Below are 18,650 nucleotides of genomic sequence, written 5' to 3'. Positions count from 1 at the left end.
CCGCCGACCCTCTGCTTGTAAGGCAGATGCTCTGAACCAGCTGAGCTAAACGCCCGAGAGTCTCGTTCTCAATTGCGGTTGCAAAGGTACAACTAAATTTGTAACCTGCAAACTTTTGGTTCATTTTTTTGCCCAAAAGTGAAAAAAGAAGAGATAAAAAGGCCGAAAAATCCATCTTGAAAAGAAAATTCGCCAGAAAGAACTGAAACAAATTGAATTATTGTACGTACCTTTGCGAGGTAGAAACGGATAGAAAATTCATGGAAGAAACATTCGCAAAATACATCAATGTAAAAGGAGAACTGCTGGATTTATCACAACCGAAGGTGATGGGAATCCTCAATCTCACTCCGGATTCTTTTTATGCAGACAGCCGTAAACAAACCGAAAAAGATATCATCTGCCGGGTTCACCAGATTCTGGAAGAAGGAGGAACTTTCATCGACATGGGAGCTTACTCATCGCGACCGGATGCGGAAGACGTATCACCGGAAGAAGAGATGAGGCGGCTACGGCAGGGGCTGGAAATTGTACAGCGGGAATGTCCCGAAGCTTTGGTTTCCGTTGATACCTTTCGGGCGGATGTAGCCAAGATGTGTGTGGAAGAATATGGAGTTGCCTTGGTCAACGACATTTCTGCAGGCGACCTAGATGCCCACATGTTTCCCACTATCGCCCAGCTGAAAGTGCCTTACATCCTGATGCACATGCAGGGGAATCCGCAAACCATGCAACTCAATCCGCATTATGACAATCCGGTAAAAGAGGTTATCCGTTATTTTGCCGAGAAAATAGAAAAGCTTCGGACATTGGGAGTAAAAGACCTGATACTTGATCCGGGATTCGGCTTTGGGAAAACCCTGAAACACAATTACGAGATATTGGATAAACTGGAAGAATTCCAGCTCTTCCAACTGCCTGTTTTGGTAGGAGTATCCCGAAAATCTATGATCTACAAGCTATTGAATGAGACTCCTGAAGAGGCACTCAACGGTACCACAGCCGTACATGCCATTGCCTTGATGAAAGGAGCCAAAATACTCAGGGTGCACGATGTAAAAGCGGCCGTAGAAACCGTTCACATTTTCAATGCACTGAAAGACCGATAACACCAAAACCTACTTATTCCAAACACTTTACGACTATGCCTTTCGATATCTACATACTTAGTTTTAAAGATATTCTCGATATCCTGCTGGTAGCTTTCCTGCTGTATAAGACCTACAAGCTGATGAAATCATCGGGGTCTATCAATATCTTTATTGGCATTTTGGTATTCATCATCATCTGGGTAATCGTGTCACAAGTGCTCCAGATGCGATTACTGGGCTCCATCTTTGACAAACTGGTCAGCGTGGGTGTCATTGCTCTCATCGTACTGTTTCAGGATGAGATACGTCACTTCCTGCTCAGCCTCGGATCCAGACACCGCAGCAACAGCCTGTTCCGATTTTTGAAAGGCAACAAGAAAAATGAAACGGACCGAGAAGACATCATGCCCATCGTCATGGCCTGCCTGAACATGAGCAAAGGAAAAGTAGGGGCCTTGATTGTCATTGAGAAAGATTTTCCGTTGGACGATATCGTACGTACAGGTGATGTGATTGATGCGAACATCAACCAGCGGTTGATAGAAAACATCTTCTTCAAGAATAGTCCGCTTCATGACGGAGCCATGGTAATCAGCCACAAACGGATAAAAGCTGCCGGATGTATTCTTCCGGTTTCACACAACCTGGAGATTCCCAAAGAACTGGGGTTACGTCACCGGGCTGCCTTGGGAGTCTCACAGGAAACGGATGCCATGGCCATCATTGTATCGGAAGAAACCGGAGGCATCTCCATTGCCTACCACGGACAATTCCACCTGAAACTGACGGCCGAAGAACTGGAACGAATGCTGACTTCCGACAGCAACCAATAATCCGTCCTTAATTCAGCATCAAATTCATATAAGGATGTTTCCCCTCAAACAGCAGGCGGGTCAACTCTTCAATGGAGAGTACACGATATTCACGTCCTTCCATCCGTCCGTTAAAATAACGTCCATCTTCAATGTTATGCCAACCGTTGTTCTCGGGAATAGCCTCATCTCCTTCTACCTTTATATAAAGGTCTTTGTGAGATTTTCCAGCCAATAAACGCAACATCGCTTCCACATGGATAATTCGCGCCATCCCCAGCTCATAAGACTCATCTCCTTCCCGCCCCAGACATTCCGTCTGAGACAGCTGATAATGAGACAGCAAATAATCCACCAGGACCTGTTCCACTTTTTTCTCCGTACTAACCAGTTCCGTAATCTTCAACAGATTTTCATCCGGGAAACAAAAACAAAGTCCTTTCAGCACACCTTCCTGAAAAGCCCCCCACAACGAACCGTCACTCAACTGCAAATCGGTTAATATAATGTGGAAATCTTCCCAATCATGCTGTATGTAAGCCTCCCGAGACGACTGAAAATGATTAAAAAAACGATAAGCATCGCTGCATAGAGCACTTCTTGGAGCGATTTCAACAATTCTGAACAGCTTCGAGAAGTTATCAACAGGCGAAGGGAAAGCTGTTAATAACTTTTTTGCCTGTGCAAAACAATTCGCATATCCAGAACGGGCATAATATCCCTTCAACCATTCCTCCGCCGGAATCAAAGTGGAAAACATCACCCCTTCCCGATACATCCGACGATGAGCTTCTGCCAGCAACCGACGCATCACTCCTTTGTTTCGATAAGCCGGATCGGTACAAGCTCCGGAAATATACGCGACAGGCATCCCCATTCCTTCATAAGTCAGCGAATAAGGAATACGCTGCAAAGCAGCAATGACCCGGCCGTCTGCTTCCACATAACTGTTCAGGTCATCGGTATACCGCTTTTGAAAATAAAAATCAATGAATTCGTCCGTATCATGGAAACAGTGTTTCCAGAGGACTTTGACTTGCTCCTTTATTGTCATTTCAGTTCTGCCACATACTTTTCAAGAAGAATCTCCGGATGATAAGACAATTTCGCCCTGCGAAGTCCCTCCAGTCCCAGATCCTCCTCCCGATTGATATAAATATACTGTTCAGGGATATGATTGGCAAACTCATAATTAATCATGGCGTAAGCCCCTTCAATCTCCGTATTGGCCTTTTCCACACACGTGTCAAAAGTCTCGTGATTGATGGGAGCCCCAAAAGTAAAGGCCACAATCTTGCCATTCACATAAAGCACTCCCCCCTGTATATCCAGCTGATCCATGTGCTGCAAAGCCGCTGTCATGGAACGACGCTCGTCCTGCAATGCCTGATTCTCAGCGCAATCATTAGCCTTGCACCATTCCGTTTCCAACTGCAGACATTCCGGAATCAGTTCCGGCGTCAGGAGTTTATATTCATAATCCGGGTAAGCCGCCTTAAACTTATTGATGTGATTCCGTTTGGGCTGGTATTTCTTTCCACGCAAAGTAGCCAAATCTGTCCGCAGATACACATAGTCAAAATAGTCACGGTCGGCCACAAAGTCAAACTGGAAAGGGAAAGCCGACTCCAGCTCCGCGCGCATTCCGACGCATACACCCAACAAGCGGAAAGGCGCTCCCAAGCTACGGGCATCCGCCATCAGCTCTTCCAATATGGAACGTATATTACCCTCTCCTACCGGCATCATGTAGGCCAGCTGATTGTCGGCATAAAAACGGAACAACAAAAAGCCGTCTTTCTCCGCAATCTCTGTACGATACAAGAAACGCCAGCTGTACAAATTAGAAAATGACAGGTCGCAGTTACGACGCCAGCTGCGTAACGTATATTTCTGAACCCTATCCTTGTCGTCTAGTTCAATCGGTTTAAATGCAATCATAACAAATTTGGTTCCTTGATTGAAGGACAAATATAATGTATTCTCCTAGAAAAACCAATTCATCCATTACCCAGCCACGTACTGTTTGGACAATATGACATCCCGTAACAACCTTTAATACAATCCCAACAAATGCAGAATCGTCGGTGAGAGCAAAGCGGTCAGAATTCCGTTCAACGTCAGTCCCAGGCTGGCATATGCACCGTACTTGCCACTTACTTCCATGGCACGTGAGGTACCTACCGCATGACTGGCTGTCCCCATGGACAATCCCTGGGCAATCGGGCTGGCCACACGTCCCACCTGTAACAATTTAAATCCGCAGATTGCTCCAAACAATCCCACTACAATCACTACGGCTGCCGTCAGAGAAGGAATTCCTCCTACCGCATTCGATACTTCCATGGCAATCGGCGTCGTCACAGATTTCGGAGCCAACGACATAATGACTTCAGGCGAAGCCCCCATCAGCTTGGCAATAATGGTGACAGACACCAGTCCCACTACGCAACCTGCCAGCTGAGAGACCAAAATTGGCATCAGCTGTTTCTTAATCATACGCAATTGCAAATACAAAGGGACTCCCAAAGCAACCACCGCCGGTTTCAGCCAGAATTCCACCAAACTACCTGCCTCCGAATAAGTTTTATAAGAAACACCTGTACACTCCAAGAAGCAAATCAACAAGGCAATCGCTACCAAAATGGGATTTAACAACACCCAACCTGTCTTTTTCTGCAATAACTTTGAAATAAAATAAAAGCCAAACGTGATGGCCAGCAGAAAGAATTTATTTTCGAAAAAATCCATACTTACGAACCAATTGATGAACCCAACCTGTAACTACTAACACTAATACTGTACTAACCAACGTGGCAATTACAATCGGCCAGAACTGCGCTGTAATGATGTCGAAATAAAGCATCAATGCCACTCCCGACGGCACGAAAAAGAAACCGAGATTGGCTACCAAAAAGTTAGTCAAGCCTTGCACCCACTCCAGCTTTATCCAACCCAGCTGAAGGAACAGAGTCAGCAACAGCATACCGATAATACTTGAAGGCAATTTCACACCTGTCAGGTACACAATCAGTTCACCCAATGCCAGACATCCAAAAAGAATAGAACACTGTCGAATCATTTTACCTTAAATTTAATTTATTGAAAACCGGCGCAAATTTACATAATCAGGAAAGCCGATATACTTAAAAACCTGTTTTTATTTTACCCCATAAGAAGAGTAAAGGTTTTTGCATACTTTAAAGCAAAAAAAAACGCCTTTTGCAAACTTGATATTACAAAAATAGCTATTTTTGCAACCGAATAAAGGAGAAATTCATTACCACACACAACAAGAATTTACCATTTAACATATAAATCATGGATTTAATCAGTGAAATCGTTGAACGCGCTAAAGCAAACAAACAGCGCATCGTGCTTCCGGAAGGAACAGAAGAACGTACTTTGAAAGCTGCCAATCAAGTATTGACAGATGGTGTAGCAGACCTGATTCTGTTGGGTAACCCCGATGAGATCATGGGACTGGCAAAGGAATGGGGTTTAGGTAACATTCACAAAGCTACCATCATCGATCCGGAAAACCATCCGAAGAAAGAAGAATACGCACAACTGCTTTGCGAACTTCGTAAGAAAAAAGGCATGACTATTGAAGAAGCCCGCAAACTGGTTTTGAATCCGCTTTATCTGGGCTGTCTGATTATCAAATCTGGCGACGCTGACGGACAGTTGGCAGGTGCCCGCAATACCACAGGCGATGTACTCCGTCCGGCATTACAGATTATCAAGACCGCTCCGGGCATCACTTGCGTTTCAGGTGCCATGCTGTTGCTGACACACGCTCCTGAATGTGGTGACAACGGTATCCTGGTAATGGGTGACGTAGCCGTAACTCCGGTTCCTGATGCCAACCAGCTGGCACAGATTGCCATCTGTACAGCTCGTACAGCTCAGTCTGTAGCAGGCCTCGACCCGCGTGTAGCCATGTTGAGCTTCTCAACCAAAGGTTCTGCTAAACATGAAGTAGTAGACAAAGTAGTAGAAGCTCTGAAGATTGCCAAAGAAATGGATCCGACCCTGAAGATTGACGGTGAACTGCAGGCTGATGCCGCATTGGTTCCGAAAGTTGGTGCCAGCAAAGCCCCGGGTTCAGAAATTGCCGGAAAAGCTAACGTATTGGTTGTTCCGTGTCTGGAAGTCGGAAACATCTCTTACAAACTGGTAGAACGTCTGGGACATGCTACTGCCGTAGGACCTATCTTGCAGGGTATTGCTCGTCCGGTTAACGACTTGTCTCGCGGATGCAGTGTAGACGACGTATATAAGATGATTGCCATTACAGCTAACCAAGCCATCGCAGCCAAAGCTCAGTAATCATCCGAATCCTATCATATCCATAATGCCACTCCCTTTCTCACAGAGTGGCATTATGATTTTCATCATTCATAAAAATATATTCCAACTTATATGAAAGTATTAGTACTCAACTGCGGTAGTTCTTCAATCAAGTACAAATTGTTTGAAATGACTACAAAAGAAGTCCTCGCTCAAGGAGGTATTGAAAAAATCGGTCTTCCGGGTTCTTTCCTGAAACTGACTTTGCCGAACGGAGAAAAGAAAATCATTGAAAAAGACGTTCCAGAACATACTACAGGCGTACAATTTATCTTTGATACCCTGACCAACCCGGAATATGGAGCTGTAAAGAACCTGCATGAAATCAAGGCGGTAGGTCACCGCGTATTGCACGGAGGAACTAAATTCAGCGCTTCTGTACTGATTGATGATGCTGTCATTGCAGCTGTAGAAGAGTGCTGCGACCTGGGTCCGCTTCACAACCCGGCCAACCTGAAAGGTATCTACGCTGTACAGAAACTGTTGCCGGAAGTTCCGCAGGTAGCTGTATTCGATACTGCTTTCCACCAGACTATGCCGGATTATGCATACCTGTATGCCATTCCTTACAGCTATTATGAAAAATATGGTATCCGCCGCTATGGCTTCCACGGAACTTCTCACCGTTATGTCTCCAAACGTGTATGTGAATTCCTGGGTATCCCGCAGGAAGGCAGTCGCATCATCACTTGCCACATCGGTAACGGCGGTTCCATCGCCGCTGTAAAAGACGGAAAATGTATCGATACCAGCATGGGATTGACTCCGTTGGAAGGCTTGATGATGGGAACCCGTAGTGGAGACATCGACGGAGGAGCCATCACTTACATCATGAAGAAAGAAGGTCTGACTCCAGACGAAATGTCTACTTTGTTGAACAAAAAGAGTGGTGTGTTGGGTATGTTCGAAAAATCAAGCGACATGCGTGAACTGGAAGACGCAGTAGCAAGAGGCGAAGAACGTGCCATCCTGACTGAAAACATGTACTTCTACCGCATCACTAAATACATCGGTGCATACGCTGCAGCCATGGGAGGCGTCGACGTCATCCTGTTCACTGGTGGTGTAGGTGAAAACCAGGCTACTGCCCGTGCCGGTGTCTGCAAGACTTTGGGCTTCTTGGGTGTAGAAATCGACCCGGAAAGAAATAAAGTACGTGGAAAAGAAGCCATCATCTCTACCGACAATTCAAAAGTAAAAGTCGTAGTCATCCCGACCGACGAAGAGCTGATGATTGCTACCGACACTATGAACATCCTGAACAACAAATAAGTCGCAGGAATCCTAAAAGAGTTAAAAGAGGATACCCCCTGACAGGAATTCACTATCTTTGCCGCGGAAACGAAGGCAAGGAAAAGGAAACCTGCAAGAGGTATCCTCTTCTTTTTTACTCCGTTCTGTTAAAACAAAAACATCCCACTATGAGCAAAAAGATTGTAACATTTGGAGAAATCATGCTCCGTCTCACCACTCCTGACAACTTGCGTATTCAACAAAGCCACGACTTCCTTGTCAACTATGGAGGAAGCGAAGCCAATGTAGCCATTTCCATCGCCAACTTCGGTGGAGAAGTAGAATACATCACACGCTTGCCGAACAACGCATTGGGAGAAACTTGTATTGCAGAACTCCGTTCACACAACATCGGTACAAAGCACATCCTTTTTGGCGGGCATCGTCTTGGTACCTATTATATGGAAAAAGCAGCAGCCATGCGTAACTCGAACGTCATCTATGACCGCGAACATTCCTCATTCTCTGAACTGAAACCCGGTATGATTAACTGGCGGGAAATCTTCAAGGACGCCGCCATCTTCCACTGGTCAGGCATTGATGCCGCACTGACTCCCGGGCTAGCCGACGTATGCAAGGAAGCCATCGATATTGCCAAAGAAATGGGACTGACCATCTCTTACGATATCAACTACCGAAAGAACCTATGGAACTACGGAAAAACTGCTCAAGAAGTATTGCGCCCGTTAATGACCAGCAGTGACATTATGTTCGGAAGCGAAGGGGAATATGCCCTTGTGACCGGCATTCCGGCCCCAGGTTTCAAGGCTACCAAGAGCGGAGAGAAATACGATACAGCCGCTTATGAAAAATTCTGCCAAGGCATCAGCCAGCAGATTCCGAACTGCAAGTATATCTACATCGCCCTGCGTAACGTGATGAGCTCCGAGCACCATACATTTGCCGGCGTACTTTACGCCAACGGCGAAATGAAATACAGTCGTGTATTCGACATCGACAACGTCATCGATTGTGTAGGAGTAGGCGATGCCTTCTGTGGCGCTATGCTGTATGCACAGAATGCATTCGAAGACAACCAGAAACGCGTAGACTTCTCTACCGCCGCTTCCGTATTGAAGAATACCATTGCCGGCGACTATAATATGGTTAAGGTATCCGAAGTAGAAGGCTTGCTGGCCCGTCATGAAAGCGGTGAAGTAGCCCGATAATTTCCGCCATATAGTTATACTAAAAACCAGGCGTTGATAAAAGCACCATTCATGCTTTTATCAACGCCTGATTTTATAGTTTTATAGCTTGTCCCAATTATTCCACCGAGGTCTCTCCTTCTACGTATTGTTCCAGGAACATGTTTTCTCCGTCGAACACTGCATACGAGAACTCTGTAATCCAGTCCCCCAAAATCATCATCCGCGAAGTACGGCTCAACATCAAGTCGAGCATAATATGACGGTGTCCGTAAATAAAATAATTGATATCAGGATGGTTCTTCAAGTATTCCTTCGAGAACAATACCAACGGCTCTTCATCTTCACCCATGTATTCCGGTTCACGGCCATTTTCTCTTTTCAGACGGCTATGCTTGGCCCACTCCAATCCGAGTTCCACGCTCCACCGCGGATGCAGGGCAGAGAACAAGCGTTGCAAAGTCTTACTGTGGAACATAGTTCGCAGCAATTTGAACTTCCGGTCGTTGTCCCCCAGTCCATCACCATGCCCTAAGAAAAACTCTTTCCCGTAAATTTCACACGTCAAGGGTTCCCGATGCAGAATCACGCCACATTCCTTTTCCAGATAGTCTCCGCACCAAATGTCATGGTTACCGATAAAAAAATGCACTTCCACTCCCATGTCCGTCAGTTCAGAAAGTTTGCCCAGAAAGCGAGTATAGCCTTTCGGAACCACCAGTTTGAATTCATACCAGAAGTCGAACATATCGCCTAACAGATACACGGCTGCAGCCTGATGCTTGATGCTGTCCAAGAAATTCACCAGACGGCGTTCTTGCGTACGGCCATGCGCAATAGCTCTTGAGCCCAGATGGGCATCCGAGAGGAAATATACATTTTTCATCGTATCCATACCCATTTATTTACATGAATCCCAGTTCCAGTTTTGCCTCTTCCGTCATCATGTCCTTGTCCCATTCCGGTTCAAAGACCAGATTAATCTGTGCGGACTTCACGCCTTCCACCGATTCCAGCTTCTGACGCACATCCTCCATGATAAAATCAGCAGCCGGACAGTTGGGAGCCGTCAACGTCATGTCGACGGTCAGCTCGCCGTCGTCCTGAAGGTCTATCTTATAAATCAAGCCTAAATCGTATACGTTTACCGGGATTTCCGGGTCGTACACTGTTTTCAGCATATCAATAATCTTTTCTTCAATTTTCAACTTCGTGTCGTTGTCCATAATCATTCAATCTTTATTCTTCGTTGCAAACATAGGCAAAAATCTCCATTTTTTCATCCTAACCTTGCAAAAAAACGAACTTACAGGCGTCCTTCATCTCCGTAACTATAGTACCCTCCGTCTGAAACCACCACATGATCCAACAAACGGATGTTCATGGTACGTCCAGCCTCCAGCAACGCATGAGTCAAACGGTCGTCATCCGAACTGGGACGGGTATTTCCCGAGGGATGGTTGTGACAGAGAATCATAGAAGTAGCCCGTTTCAGAATAGCCTCCCGCAAGATACAACGGACATCCACCTGCGTAGAAGCCAGTCCTCCCTGACTGATTTTCACGGCATCTATCACCTTGGCGGCTTGGTTCAGCAACAATATCCAGCATTCTTCCACCGGCAGATCACACATCAACGGATGAAAGAAGGCATACACATCCTGCGAGCTGGTAATTCGTTTACGCTCGGAAGGCTCCTCTTCCCGCCGACGCTTGCCCAATTCAGAAGCTGCTAAAATCGTGACGGCCTTTGCCGGACCGATTCCCTTGTAACGACAAAGGTCGTCCACAGTATATTTTCCCAGCTCACTCAGGCGGTTATGACAGTCGTCCAATACTTTCCGCATCAGGCCCACCGCAGTTTCCTCCGCATTGCCGGAGCCAATCAGGATGGCCAGCAGTTCGGCATTGCTTAAGGCTGCCGGGCCATGCTGCATCAATTTTTCCCGGGGTCGGTCTTCCTCCGCCCACTGGTTGATATTCAGTTTCTCGTTCATGGTATGCGTACCTTTTCAAAAGAATGACTGACGGAACCACCGGACCGGAGTAAAAAATAATCCTTATTTATAGAACGTTTTCTCAAAAGCAGAGAAGGACTTTCCCCCGCACACGCAACGTTTCCACCACGCCCGCAAAAATCCGGAACCGTAACCCGTCAACTGTATAAACGCCGCAAGGACAGACAGTCCACCAATTTTCACACTTTTATTGCGAAGAGAAGCATCTGTAAAAATAATGACCGCAAACAATGCCAGCAGCAACAAGCTCCACGGACAGATAAAGGCCGCCAGCAAGACCAGTACCACGCCTACCGTAAACACTGCCGGCAGCAAGTGTACCACTTTCAACGATTCCGGATATTTCTTGTATAAGTCGATACGGGCAATGCCGGAATTGTGTACCTGCTTGAAAAACTTCTTCAAGTCCGTACGGCGCTTGTGCCATACCCACGCTTCCGGAAACAGACGACAACGATATCCTCCCTTGAAAATACGGATACTGAAATCAATGTCCTCCCCGAAACGCATCTTTGAAAATCCCCCCAACGCCTTGTACACGTCGACACGGACTCCCATGTTGAAGCTACGGGGATAGAACTTATCCATTTTCTTCTTTCCTCCGCGAATTCCTCCCGTAGTAAAAAAAGAAGTCATGGCATAGTTGATGGCTTTCTGCACGTCGGTAAACGAATCGTGCGCACGGTCAGGTCCTCCAAATGCATCCGCCGGCTCCCGTTGTAGTTCGGCTTCTACCGCCGCCAGATACGTTTCAGGCAGAATACAGTCGGAATCCAAAATCAGTAGATACTCCCCCCGACTCCGTTCCGCCGCATAGTTTCGGGTTTGTCCCGGACCTGAATTGGGTTTCTCAAAATAATGCACATCCAGCTTTCCGACGTATTTCTCCACTACCTGCTTACACGGGATGGCAGAACCGTCTTCCACCACTACAACCTCAAAATCCTTATAGGTTTGTCCCGTCAGGCTCTGCAACAGTTCGTCCACCTCGTCCGGCCGGTTGTATACCGGTATGACTACTGAATATTTCGGATTCATTCTTTTTCCTCCTTCTCAATCTTTTTCAATTAATACCGTAGCATAGGCCGAAATTCCTTCTTCCCGTCCGGTAAAGCCCAGTTTCTCGGTCGTCGTTGCCTTGATGGAGACATCGTCTGCATCCACGCCCATCACCTTGGCCAACACTTCCTGCATTTCCGGAATGCGGTTTTTCAGTTTCGGACGTTCGGCACACACCGTTGCATCAATGTTTCCCACCCGATAGCCTTTTCCGGCAATCAGTTCTACGGTTTTTGCCAGCAGAATCTTGCTGTCGATATTCTTGAATTCCGCCGAATTGTCAGGGAAATGATAACCTATGTCACGCAGGTTGGCTGCTCCCAGCAGCGCATCGCAAATGGCATGAATCAGCACGTCGGCATCAGAATGTCCCAACAAGCCCAATTCATGTTCCAGACGAATGCCACCCAGCCACAATTCACGTCCGGGCACCAGACGGTGCACATCGAATCCAAATCCTACTCTAATCTTCATCGTATGTAAAAATCAAGAAGTTTTTCATTTTCCAAATATCCCTCCAGGTGATTGCCTATCTGTACGGGACCGACTCCCACCGGCGTACCCGTAAACAGCATATCCCCGATTTTCAGGGTACAGAAACGGCTGACGTAAGCAATAATCTGGTCTACAGTAAACAACATATCACCGGTATTTCCTCGCTGTACCGTCTTTCCGTCGATATCCAGATGGAAGTTCACGTGCTGAATGTCGCCCACTTTCTCCACCGGTACCCAATCACCGATGGCCGCCGAATTGTCAAATCCTTTGCATAATTCCCAGGGTTTTCCTTCCGCACGGAACTTGCGCTGCAAATCGCGGGCTGTGAAATCAATGCCTACGGTCACTGCATCATAATAACGATGAGCAAAACGCTCGGAAATATTCTTTCCCAGGCGGCAGATACGCACCACCATCTCCGTTTCATAATCTACCTGTTCACAAAAATCAGGGATAAAAAAAGGCTTGCTGTCTTTCAGCAAGGCAGAGTCCGGTTTCATAAAAATCACCGGTTCTTTTGGCAAGGCCTCCCCTGCATGCAATTCATGACAATGCAGGCTGTAGTTCATGCCTATAGCAATAATTTTCATGGAGTTATTTCTTTATAATTTCATTCAAACGATTGAACATCACGGCCAGATGCGCATATAGTGAAGTGTTCTGCACCACGATGGTTTCCGGTACACGGATACGGAACGGTGTAAAATTCCATACAGCCTTGATTCCTCCGGCCACCATCTTGTCCGTAATGTCCTGCGCAATGTTGATAGGAACAGTCAGCACCCCGATTCTCACCCCATCCTTTGCCATCCGCTGCTCAAACTCATCGGTATGATAAATGGGAATTCCTTCAATGGTAGTACCCACCAGATTCGGGTTGATGTCGAATGCGCCCACAATCTTCAATCCGAAGTGCGACAGACCGGAGTCTCTCAGCAAGGCACCCCCCAGACTACCAACCCCGAACAGATAAGCCTTGTGCATGTTCGTAAACCCAAGGAAATCTTCCAGCACCTGAATCAGCAAGTCCACCTCATACCCCACTCGCGTACGTCCGGATATATCCACATACGAAAGGTCTTTCGCTATCTGCGAAGCATCAATATTGATTTGTCTGGAGATTTGGGTAGACGACACATATTTTTCCCCTTTCTCTTTCATCAGCTTCGCATTCGAAAGATACCATGGGAGTCTGCGTAAAGTAGGCTCAGGAATCTTGTCCATAATTTTACGACTTCGTACAGCCATCCGGATTGTGCTCTATTTAATAATAGTGCAAAATTAAACTATTTCTCGCAAACCTTAGACACGATTCCTGAAAAATGTCATACCTTTGAAGACGGATTAAATTAAATTCACATGAAAAAGAACGACTGGAAAGACCGCCTGAACATTGTATATTCTACGAACCCCGATTTCAACTATCACGTAGAAGAAGAGGAAGAAACAGAGACTCTTGATCCGAAACAGCAAAAGCTGAGAGTCAGCATCGAAAAGAAAGGACGAGGCGGAAAAACCGTCACCGTCGTATCCGGATTCATCGGTTCGGAAGAGGATTTAAAGGAACTTGGCAGAATGCTCAAGACGAAATGCGGTGTGGGAGGTTCCGTAAAAGACGGGGAAATTCTCATTCAAGGAGAATTCAAGCCACGTATCATCGATTTGCTGAAAGCAGAAGGATACAGTCAAACCAAATAAAAGTACCCAACTCATCTTATACAATAAAAACAAACTCCGGGGCTGCATTTCACAACCCCGGAGTTTATTCTTTCAGGAATTCGGTATGTATTTTTACTCTACCTGTCCCAGCTGGTTGCCATACTCCATTTCGCCTTGTACAACGAAGAAGATCGCATCCGGGTCAAACGGTCCCATACCATCCTTTGTAGACTCCTTGACGATGTAGTTCACAATCTCATCCTGGTCAATGTTGATATATCCTTCGTCGTCCGGCTGTGCATCCAGACAACCGCTCGTGGTATAGTAATCCACAATCAAATCCAAGATGTAGTACAAGTCATCGTCCGAGAAAACCTCTTTCATGTCCTGAGGCAAATAGTTCTTGATGAACTCGATGGTTTTTTCATCGTCCTCGTCTTCCAACAAGAAGTCGTCTTCCATTCCCATAACTTATTTGATTTTGAGTTATTTCAACAAAGCCTCTACCTTTGCCTGCAAAGCAGCCTTGGTAGTAGCACCCACCTGCTTGTCAACCACTTTTCCATCTTTAATGAACAGCACGGTAGGAATGTTGCGGACACCGAACTGTGCAGGAAGATCTGCATTGTCGTCTACGTCGCATTTGCCGATATTTACTTTATCCTTATATTCCTCTGCCAGTTCTTCAATATATGGAGCGATTTGTTTACAAGGTCCACACCATGTAGCCCAAAAATCCAACACCACAGGTTTACCTTCTGCTACAATAGCTTCAAAATTGTCGTCTTTAATGTTCAATGCCATAATCGTTTATAGTTTTAAGTTCTACGCAAATATATACTAATTTATTTTATAGTCCAACAATGGTTGGTTTTTTAAATAATTCACCAGATTTTTCTGTACGGAAATCTTCATCGTGCGTGACATCAAGTTGACATACATCTGTCCGTCTTCATCACGCACCAGGAAGTGCAGCTCTGCATTCCCCGGACAATCCTTCACCAACGACGAAAATTCCATAATCATCTGGTCGTCAATGGCCGACAAAGGAGCTGTCACGGTCAGTTTTTCGATAACCTTTTCCTTCACCTCCGGCAGCAGCTCGATGGAATTAACCTTCACTTCCCATTCTTCCTGACGCCATTGCTTGGGCTGACATTTTCCTCGCATGAACAGGAACATACCTTCCATGAAGAAATTCTTCTTTTCCACCCATTCGTTGCCGAAGAAGGCAAATTCCGCCGTACCCGAATAATCTTCCACTTTCGCGATGCCGTAGGGTTTTCCAGTCTTGGTGTACCCTTCGCGTACCCCCGTCACAATTCCTCCCATCACCAGGTCGTGGTTCTGCAACGGAGTCAGATCGGCCAAATCCGCCATGTGCACGTTGCACACATTCTCCAAAATCACAGCAAACTCATCCAGCGGATGGGCCGACAAGTAAATTCCCACCAAGTCACGTTCCTTGTTCAGGCGTTCCAAGTCGCTCCAAGCCGGTGCCGGCACAATTTCCGGAGTAGCGACCTCTACCTCATGTTCTCCACCGAACAGGGAATTAGCAGCAGCAGCCTTGTCCAGCTGGTATTTGTTACCGTAACGTACCAATACATCCGAGAAGGATTCATCCTTGGCATTTTTCACAAAGAAATCTTCCCGCTTGATACCCGAGAAACTGTCAAAGCCCCCGGCCAGTGCCAGGTTTTCAATGTTCTTCCGGTTGCAGGCCGATAAATTGACCCGCTGCACGAAATCAAATATATTTTTGAATTCTCCATTCTTCCGACGTTCATCCAGAATACTCTGTACAGCCGATTCTCCCACGCCTTTTATCGCCCCCAGTCCGAAGCGGATATCTCCGTGGTAGTTGACAGAGAATTTCAGGTTACTTTCATTCACATCCGGTCCCAGCACCTTGATACCCATCGACTTGCATTCGTCCATGAGTTTCGTGATTTCCGTGATGTTCGAAATGTTCCGGCTCATCGTGGCCGCCATGTATTCCGATGGATAGTTGGCTTTCAGATAAGCCGTCTGATAAGCCACCCACGAATAACAGGTGGCATGCGACTTGTTGAAGGCATACGATGCAAACTTTTCCCAGTCGGCCCAAATCTTTTCGAGCACCTTCGGGTCGTGTCCGTTCTTCTTTCCACCCTCAATGAACTTCGGCTTCATGTGGTCCAGCTTGTCACGCAACTTCTTACCCATGGCCTTACGCAAGGCATCTGATTCGCCTCGGGTAAAGTCGGCCAGCAAACGCGACAGCAACATCACCTGCTCCTGATACACCGTAATACCATACGTATCCTTCAGGTATTTCTCCATCACCGGGATATCATACTCAATCGGTTTCCGGCCATGCTTACGGTCGATAAAGTCCGGAATGTAATCCATCGGTCCCGGACGATAGAGGGCATTCATGGCAATCAAGTCCTCGAACGTACTCGGCTGGAGTTCGCGCAGGTACTTCTGCATACCTGCCGATTCAAACTGGAACGTACCGATGGTACGTCCTTCACTATATAAGCGGTAAGTAGCCGGGTCGTCAATCGGCACTTCGTCAATATTCAATACAATGCCCTTGCTCTGGCGGATATTCTCGATGGCCTCCTTGATGATGGACAGCGTCTTCAGTCCCAAAAAGTCCATCTTAATCAGTCCGGTATCTTCAATCACCGAACCTTCATACTGGGTCACCAGCATCTTCTCGCCGGTTTCCTTGTCATCGGCCGTACTTACCGGCACCCAGTCGGTAATATCGTCACGGCAGATAATCGTACCACAGGCATGCACGCCCGTGTTGCGCACGTTACCCTCCAGCATTTTGGCATACTTGATGGTATCCCGCAATACCGGATTCGGCGACACTTCTGCCTCCTGCAACTCCGGCACATACGCAATGGCATTCGGCAAATTCAGTTTCTTATCGGGAATCTTATCCGGAATCAGTTTACACAAGCGATCGGACTCCGAAAGTGGAAGCTTCTGCACACGGGCCACATCCTTGATGGCCAGCTTCGTGGCCATGGTACCATACGTAATGATGTGAGCCACCTTTTCCTGTCCATATTTTTCCGTGACCCAGTTCAACACGCGGCCTCGACCGTCATCATCGAAGTCCACATCGATATCCGGCAAGGAGATACGGTCGGGATTCAAAAAACGCTCGAACAGCAAGTCATACTGAATCGGGTCAATCTGCGTGATACCCAGACAGTAGGCCACTGCCGAACCGGCTGCCGAACCACGTCCCGGTCCTACCGACACATCCAGCTGGTTACGCGCCGCATTAATGAAGTCCTGCACAATCAAGAAGTATCCCGGGAAACCCATGGTTTTCATAATATGCAGCTCAAACTTGATACGTTCCTGCACCTCTTCCGACAGGTTCTCGCCATAACGTCTTTTCGCCCCGTCGTAAGCCAGTTTCGCCAGATAATCTGCCTCCAGCTTGATACGATACAACTTCTCATATCCTCCCAGACGTTCAATCTTTGCCTTGGCCGCAGCCTCATCCATCACCACATTACCGTTTTCGTCGCGGGTAAACTCGTCAAACAAGTCTTTCTCCGTGAACTTCTTGCGGTATTCCTCTTCCGTACCAAAATCCTCCGGAATGGCAAATGTCGGCATGATGGGTGCATGGTCAATGGAATAAAATTCCACCTTGTCGCACACCTCCACCGTATTGCTCAATGCCTCCGGCACATCGGCAAAAATTTCGTTCATCTCCTCCCGCGTCTTCATCCATTCCTGTTTGGTATAAAGCATACGGTTCGGGTCGTCCAGGTCTTTTCCGGTACTCAGACAGATAAGCCGGTCGTGGGCTTCGGCATTTTCCTCGTCCACAAAGTGTACGTCGTTCGTACACACCAGCTTGATATTGTATTTCTTGGCATATTCAATCAGTTTTTCATTCACCACCTGCTGCATGGGATATACCTCGTGATTGGCACGGGGCACAATGGCCTTATGGCGCTGCAGCTCCAAGTAGTAATCATCCCCAAACAGATTCTTGTACCAGCGAATTGCCTCTTCGGCCTCCTCAAACTGTCCGGCCGTAATGCGTCGGGGCACCTCTCCTCCCAGACAAGCTGAACACACAATCAAGCCCTCGTGGTATTTTTCCAACTCCGTACGGTCTGTACGCGGACGCATGTAGAATCCCTTGGTCCATGCCTTCGACACCAGCTTAATCAAGTTGTGATAACCTTTCAGGTTCTTGGCCAGCACCACTAGGTGATATCCGCTCTGGTCGGGCTTTCCTTCCTTGTCCTCCAGCCGACGGCGGGCCACGTACATCTCACAACCGAAAATCGGTTTGAACAGTTTCTTTTTCGCAGCCTCCAACTGTTCCTTGCAGGCCGCAATCTCCGCTTCAGGGTTTTCCGATTCTTCCTTACCGCTTTCGAGGGCGGCAATTCTCTTCTTCAAATCCTTAATCTCCCCGTTCGTACCCCCGTTCTTCTTGTTGACATAGTTGAAGAACTCCTTGATACCGAACATATCTCCGTGGTCGGTCACTGCGATTCCTCGCATACCGTTGGCTATCGCCTTGTCTACCAGCCGGGGAATAGAAGCCTGTCCGTCAAGAATAGAATACTGCGTATGAACGTGCAAATGAACAAAATCCTGCATGAGTATCAATGTTAAATGAAAAACGAGTCAAAGATACCCATCTTTTAGGGAAGAGACAAGACAGCTCAAAATTTTTAAAGAA

General features: G+C 46.9%; 20 protein-coding genes. 6 read left to right on the top strand and 14 right to left on the bottom strand.

Translation table 11 applies throughout. From position 1 onward, the window contains the following. The first annotated feature begins 260 nt into the window (after positions 1-260). Positions 261-1,109 (top strand): dihydropteroate synthase, encoded by an 849-nt coding sequence (gene folP, locus RDP42_RS07940; protein WP_308763246.1) that lies wholly within the window; start codon positions 261-263, stop codon positions 1,107-1,109. Positions 1,110-1,144: 35 nt separating this feature from the next. Then, the gene (gene cdaA, locus RDP42_RS07935) at positions 1,145-1,924 is read left to right on the top strand and encodes a diadenylate cyclase CdaA (RefSeq protein WP_308763245.1); all 780 of its coding nucleotides are present in this window, start codon (positions 1,145-1,147) and stop codon (positions 1,922-1,924) included. A 7-nt stretch (positions 1,925-1,931) separates the two neighbouring features. Here cdaA and RDP42_RS07930 read toward each other — a convergent pair whose 3' ends face one another. The 4 genes from RDP42_RS07930 to RDP42_RS07915 form a co-directional block, all read right to left on the bottom strand. Then, positions 1,932-2,957, bottom strand: coding sequence for a GNAT family N-acetyltransferase (locus RDP42_RS07930; protein ID WP_308763244.1), 1,026 nt, complete (start codon positions 2,955-2,957; stop codon positions 1,932-1,934). After that, complete coding sequence (locus RDP42_RS07925; RefSeq protein WP_177865792.1) at positions 2,954-3,844, bottom strand: DUF2156 domain-containing protein; 891 nt, start codon at positions 3,842-3,844, stop codon at positions 2,954-2,956. Before RDP42_RS07925 ends, RDP42_RS07930 begins: the two co-directional genes overlap by 4 nt. A gap of 114 nt (positions 3,845-3,958) precedes the next feature. Beyond that, complete coding sequence (locus tag RDP42_RS07920; RefSeq protein ID WP_308763243.1) at positions 3,959-4,654, bottom strand: LrgB family protein; 696 nt, start codon at positions 4,652-4,654, stop codon at positions 3,959-3,961. Then, complete coding sequence (locus tag RDP42_RS07915) at positions 4,635-4,985, bottom strand: CidA/LrgA family protein (RefSeq protein WP_072543568.1); 351 nt, start codon at positions 4,983-4,985, stop codon at positions 4,635-4,637. The genes RDP42_RS07920 and RDP42_RS07915 overlap by 20 nt, the downstream gene beginning before the upstream one ends. Before the next feature lie 239 nt (positions 4,986-5,224). Here RDP42_RS07915 and pta point away from each other — a divergent pair, with 239 nt between their 5' ends. The 3 genes from pta (at position 5,225) to RDP42_RS07900 (ending at position 8,718) form a co-directional block, all read left to right on the top strand. Continuing rightward, positions 5,225-6,235, top strand: a complete 1,011-nt coding sequence (gene pta, locus RDP42_RS07910; protein WP_177865788.1) for a phosphate acetyltransferase — start codon at positions 5,225-5,227, stop codon at positions 6,233-6,235. A 93-nt stretch (positions 6,236-6,328) separates the two neighbouring features. Next, the gene (locus tag RDP42_RS07905) at positions 6,329-7,528 is read left to right on the top strand and encodes an acetate kinase (protein WP_308763242.1); all 1,200 of its coding nucleotides are present in this window, start codon (positions 6,329-6,331) and stop codon (positions 7,526-7,528) included. A 149-nt stretch (positions 7,529-7,677) separates the two neighbouring features. Further along, on the top strand, positions 7,678-8,718 hold the full coding sequence (locus tag RDP42_RS07900) for a sugar kinase (protein ID WP_308763241.1): 1,041 nt from the start codon (positions 7,678-7,680) through the stop codon (positions 8,716-8,718). Positions 8,719-8,815: 97 nt separating this feature from the next. On the opposite strand, the gene RDP42_RS07895 is transcribed toward RDP42_RS07900, so the two are convergent. The 7 genes from RDP42_RS07895 to RDP42_RS07865 form a co-directional block, all read right to left on the bottom strand. Continuing rightward, positions 8,816-9,583: a UDP-2,3-diacylglucosamine diphosphatase gene (locus RDP42_RS07895; RefSeq protein ID WP_303916282.1), complete on the bottom strand. Its 768-nt coding sequence runs from the start codon at positions 9,581-9,583 to the stop codon at positions 8,816-8,818. A 19-nt stretch (positions 9,584-9,602) separates the two neighbouring features. Further along, positions 9,603-9,923: a metal-sulfur cluster assembly factor gene (locus tag RDP42_RS07890; RefSeq protein WP_204473672.1), complete on the bottom strand. Its 321-nt coding sequence runs from the start codon at positions 9,921-9,923 to the stop codon at positions 9,603-9,605. An 80-nt stretch (positions 9,924-10,003) separates the two neighbouring features. Beyond that, the gene (radC, locus tag RDP42_RS07885; protein ID WP_204473663.1) at positions 10,004-10,693 is read right to left on the bottom strand and encodes a DNA repair protein RadC; all 690 of its coding nucleotides are present in this window, start codon (positions 10,691-10,693) and stop codon (positions 10,004-10,006) included. Between the two features lie 63 nt (positions 10,694-10,756). Beyond that, positions 10,757-11,752 carry a glycosyltransferase gene (locus RDP42_RS07880; RefSeq protein ID WP_308763240.1) on the bottom strand — a complete coding sequence of 332 codons (996 nt, stop codon included), beginning with the start codon at positions 11,750-11,752 and terminating at the stop codon, positions 10,757-10,759. Between the two features lie 15 nt (positions 11,753-11,767). Then, the gene (gene ispF / locus RDP42_RS07875; RefSeq protein WP_303916270.1) at positions 11,768-12,247 is read right to left on the bottom strand and encodes a 2-C-methyl-D-erythritol 2,4-cyclodiphosphate synthase; all 480 of its coding nucleotides are present in this window, start codon (positions 12,245-12,247) and stop codon (positions 11,768-11,770) included. Then, positions 12,244-12,861, bottom strand: a complete 618-nt coding sequence (locus tag RDP42_RS07870; protein ID WP_308763239.1) for a fumarylacetoacetate hydrolase family protein — start codon at positions 12,859-12,861, stop codon at positions 12,244-12,246. The genes ispF and RDP42_RS07870 overlap by 4 nt, the downstream gene beginning before the upstream one ends. A 4-nt stretch (positions 12,862-12,865) precedes the next feature. Next, complete coding sequence (locus RDP42_RS07865; protein ID WP_204473655.1) at positions 12,866-13,519, bottom strand: redox-sensing transcriptional repressor Rex; 654 nt, start codon at positions 13,517-13,519, stop codon at positions 12,866-12,868. A gap of 111 nt (positions 13,520-13,630) precedes the next feature. On the opposite strand from RDP42_RS07865, the gene RDP42_RS07860 reads away from it, so the two are divergent. Next, on the top strand, positions 13,631-13,969 hold the full coding sequence (locus tag RDP42_RS07860) for a translation initiation factor (protein ID WP_204473653.1): 339 nt from the start codon (positions 13,631-13,633) through the stop codon (positions 13,967-13,969). 93 nt (positions 13,970-14,062) lie between these two features. Here RDP42_RS07860 and RDP42_RS07855 read toward each other — a convergent pair whose 3' ends face one another. From RDP42_RS07855 to dnaE, 3 genes are read right to left on the bottom strand one after another with little or no spacing between them, the layout of a single operon-like run. After that, complete coding sequence (locus RDP42_RS07855) at positions 14,063-14,398, bottom strand: hypothetical protein (protein ID WP_022353363.1); 336 nt, start codon at positions 14,396-14,398, stop codon at positions 14,063-14,065. 18 nt (positions 14,399-14,416) lie between these two features. Continuing rightward, positions 14,417-14,734: a thioredoxin gene (gene trxA, locus RDP42_RS07850; RefSeq protein WP_177865766.1), complete on the bottom strand. Its 318-nt coding sequence runs from the start codon at positions 14,732-14,734 to the stop codon at positions 14,417-14,419. A gap of 36 nt (positions 14,735-14,770) precedes the next feature. Then, complete coding sequence (gene dnaE / locus RDP42_RS07845) at positions 14,771-18,568, bottom strand: DNA polymerase III subunit alpha (protein WP_308763238.1); 3,798 nt, start codon at positions 18,566-18,568, stop codon at positions 14,771-14,773. Positions 18,569-18,650: the final 82 nt, after the last annotated feature.

It is taken from the genome of uncultured Bacteroides sp., from assembly GCF_902472605.1.
In the GTDB taxonomy this organism is placed as follows: domain Bacteria; phylum Bacteroidota; class Bacteroidia; order Bacteroidales; family Bacteroidaceae; genus Phocaeicola.
The sequence above is the reverse complement of the archived record's forward strand: the minus strand, read 5'-3'. Positions and strand labels throughout refer to the sequence as shown.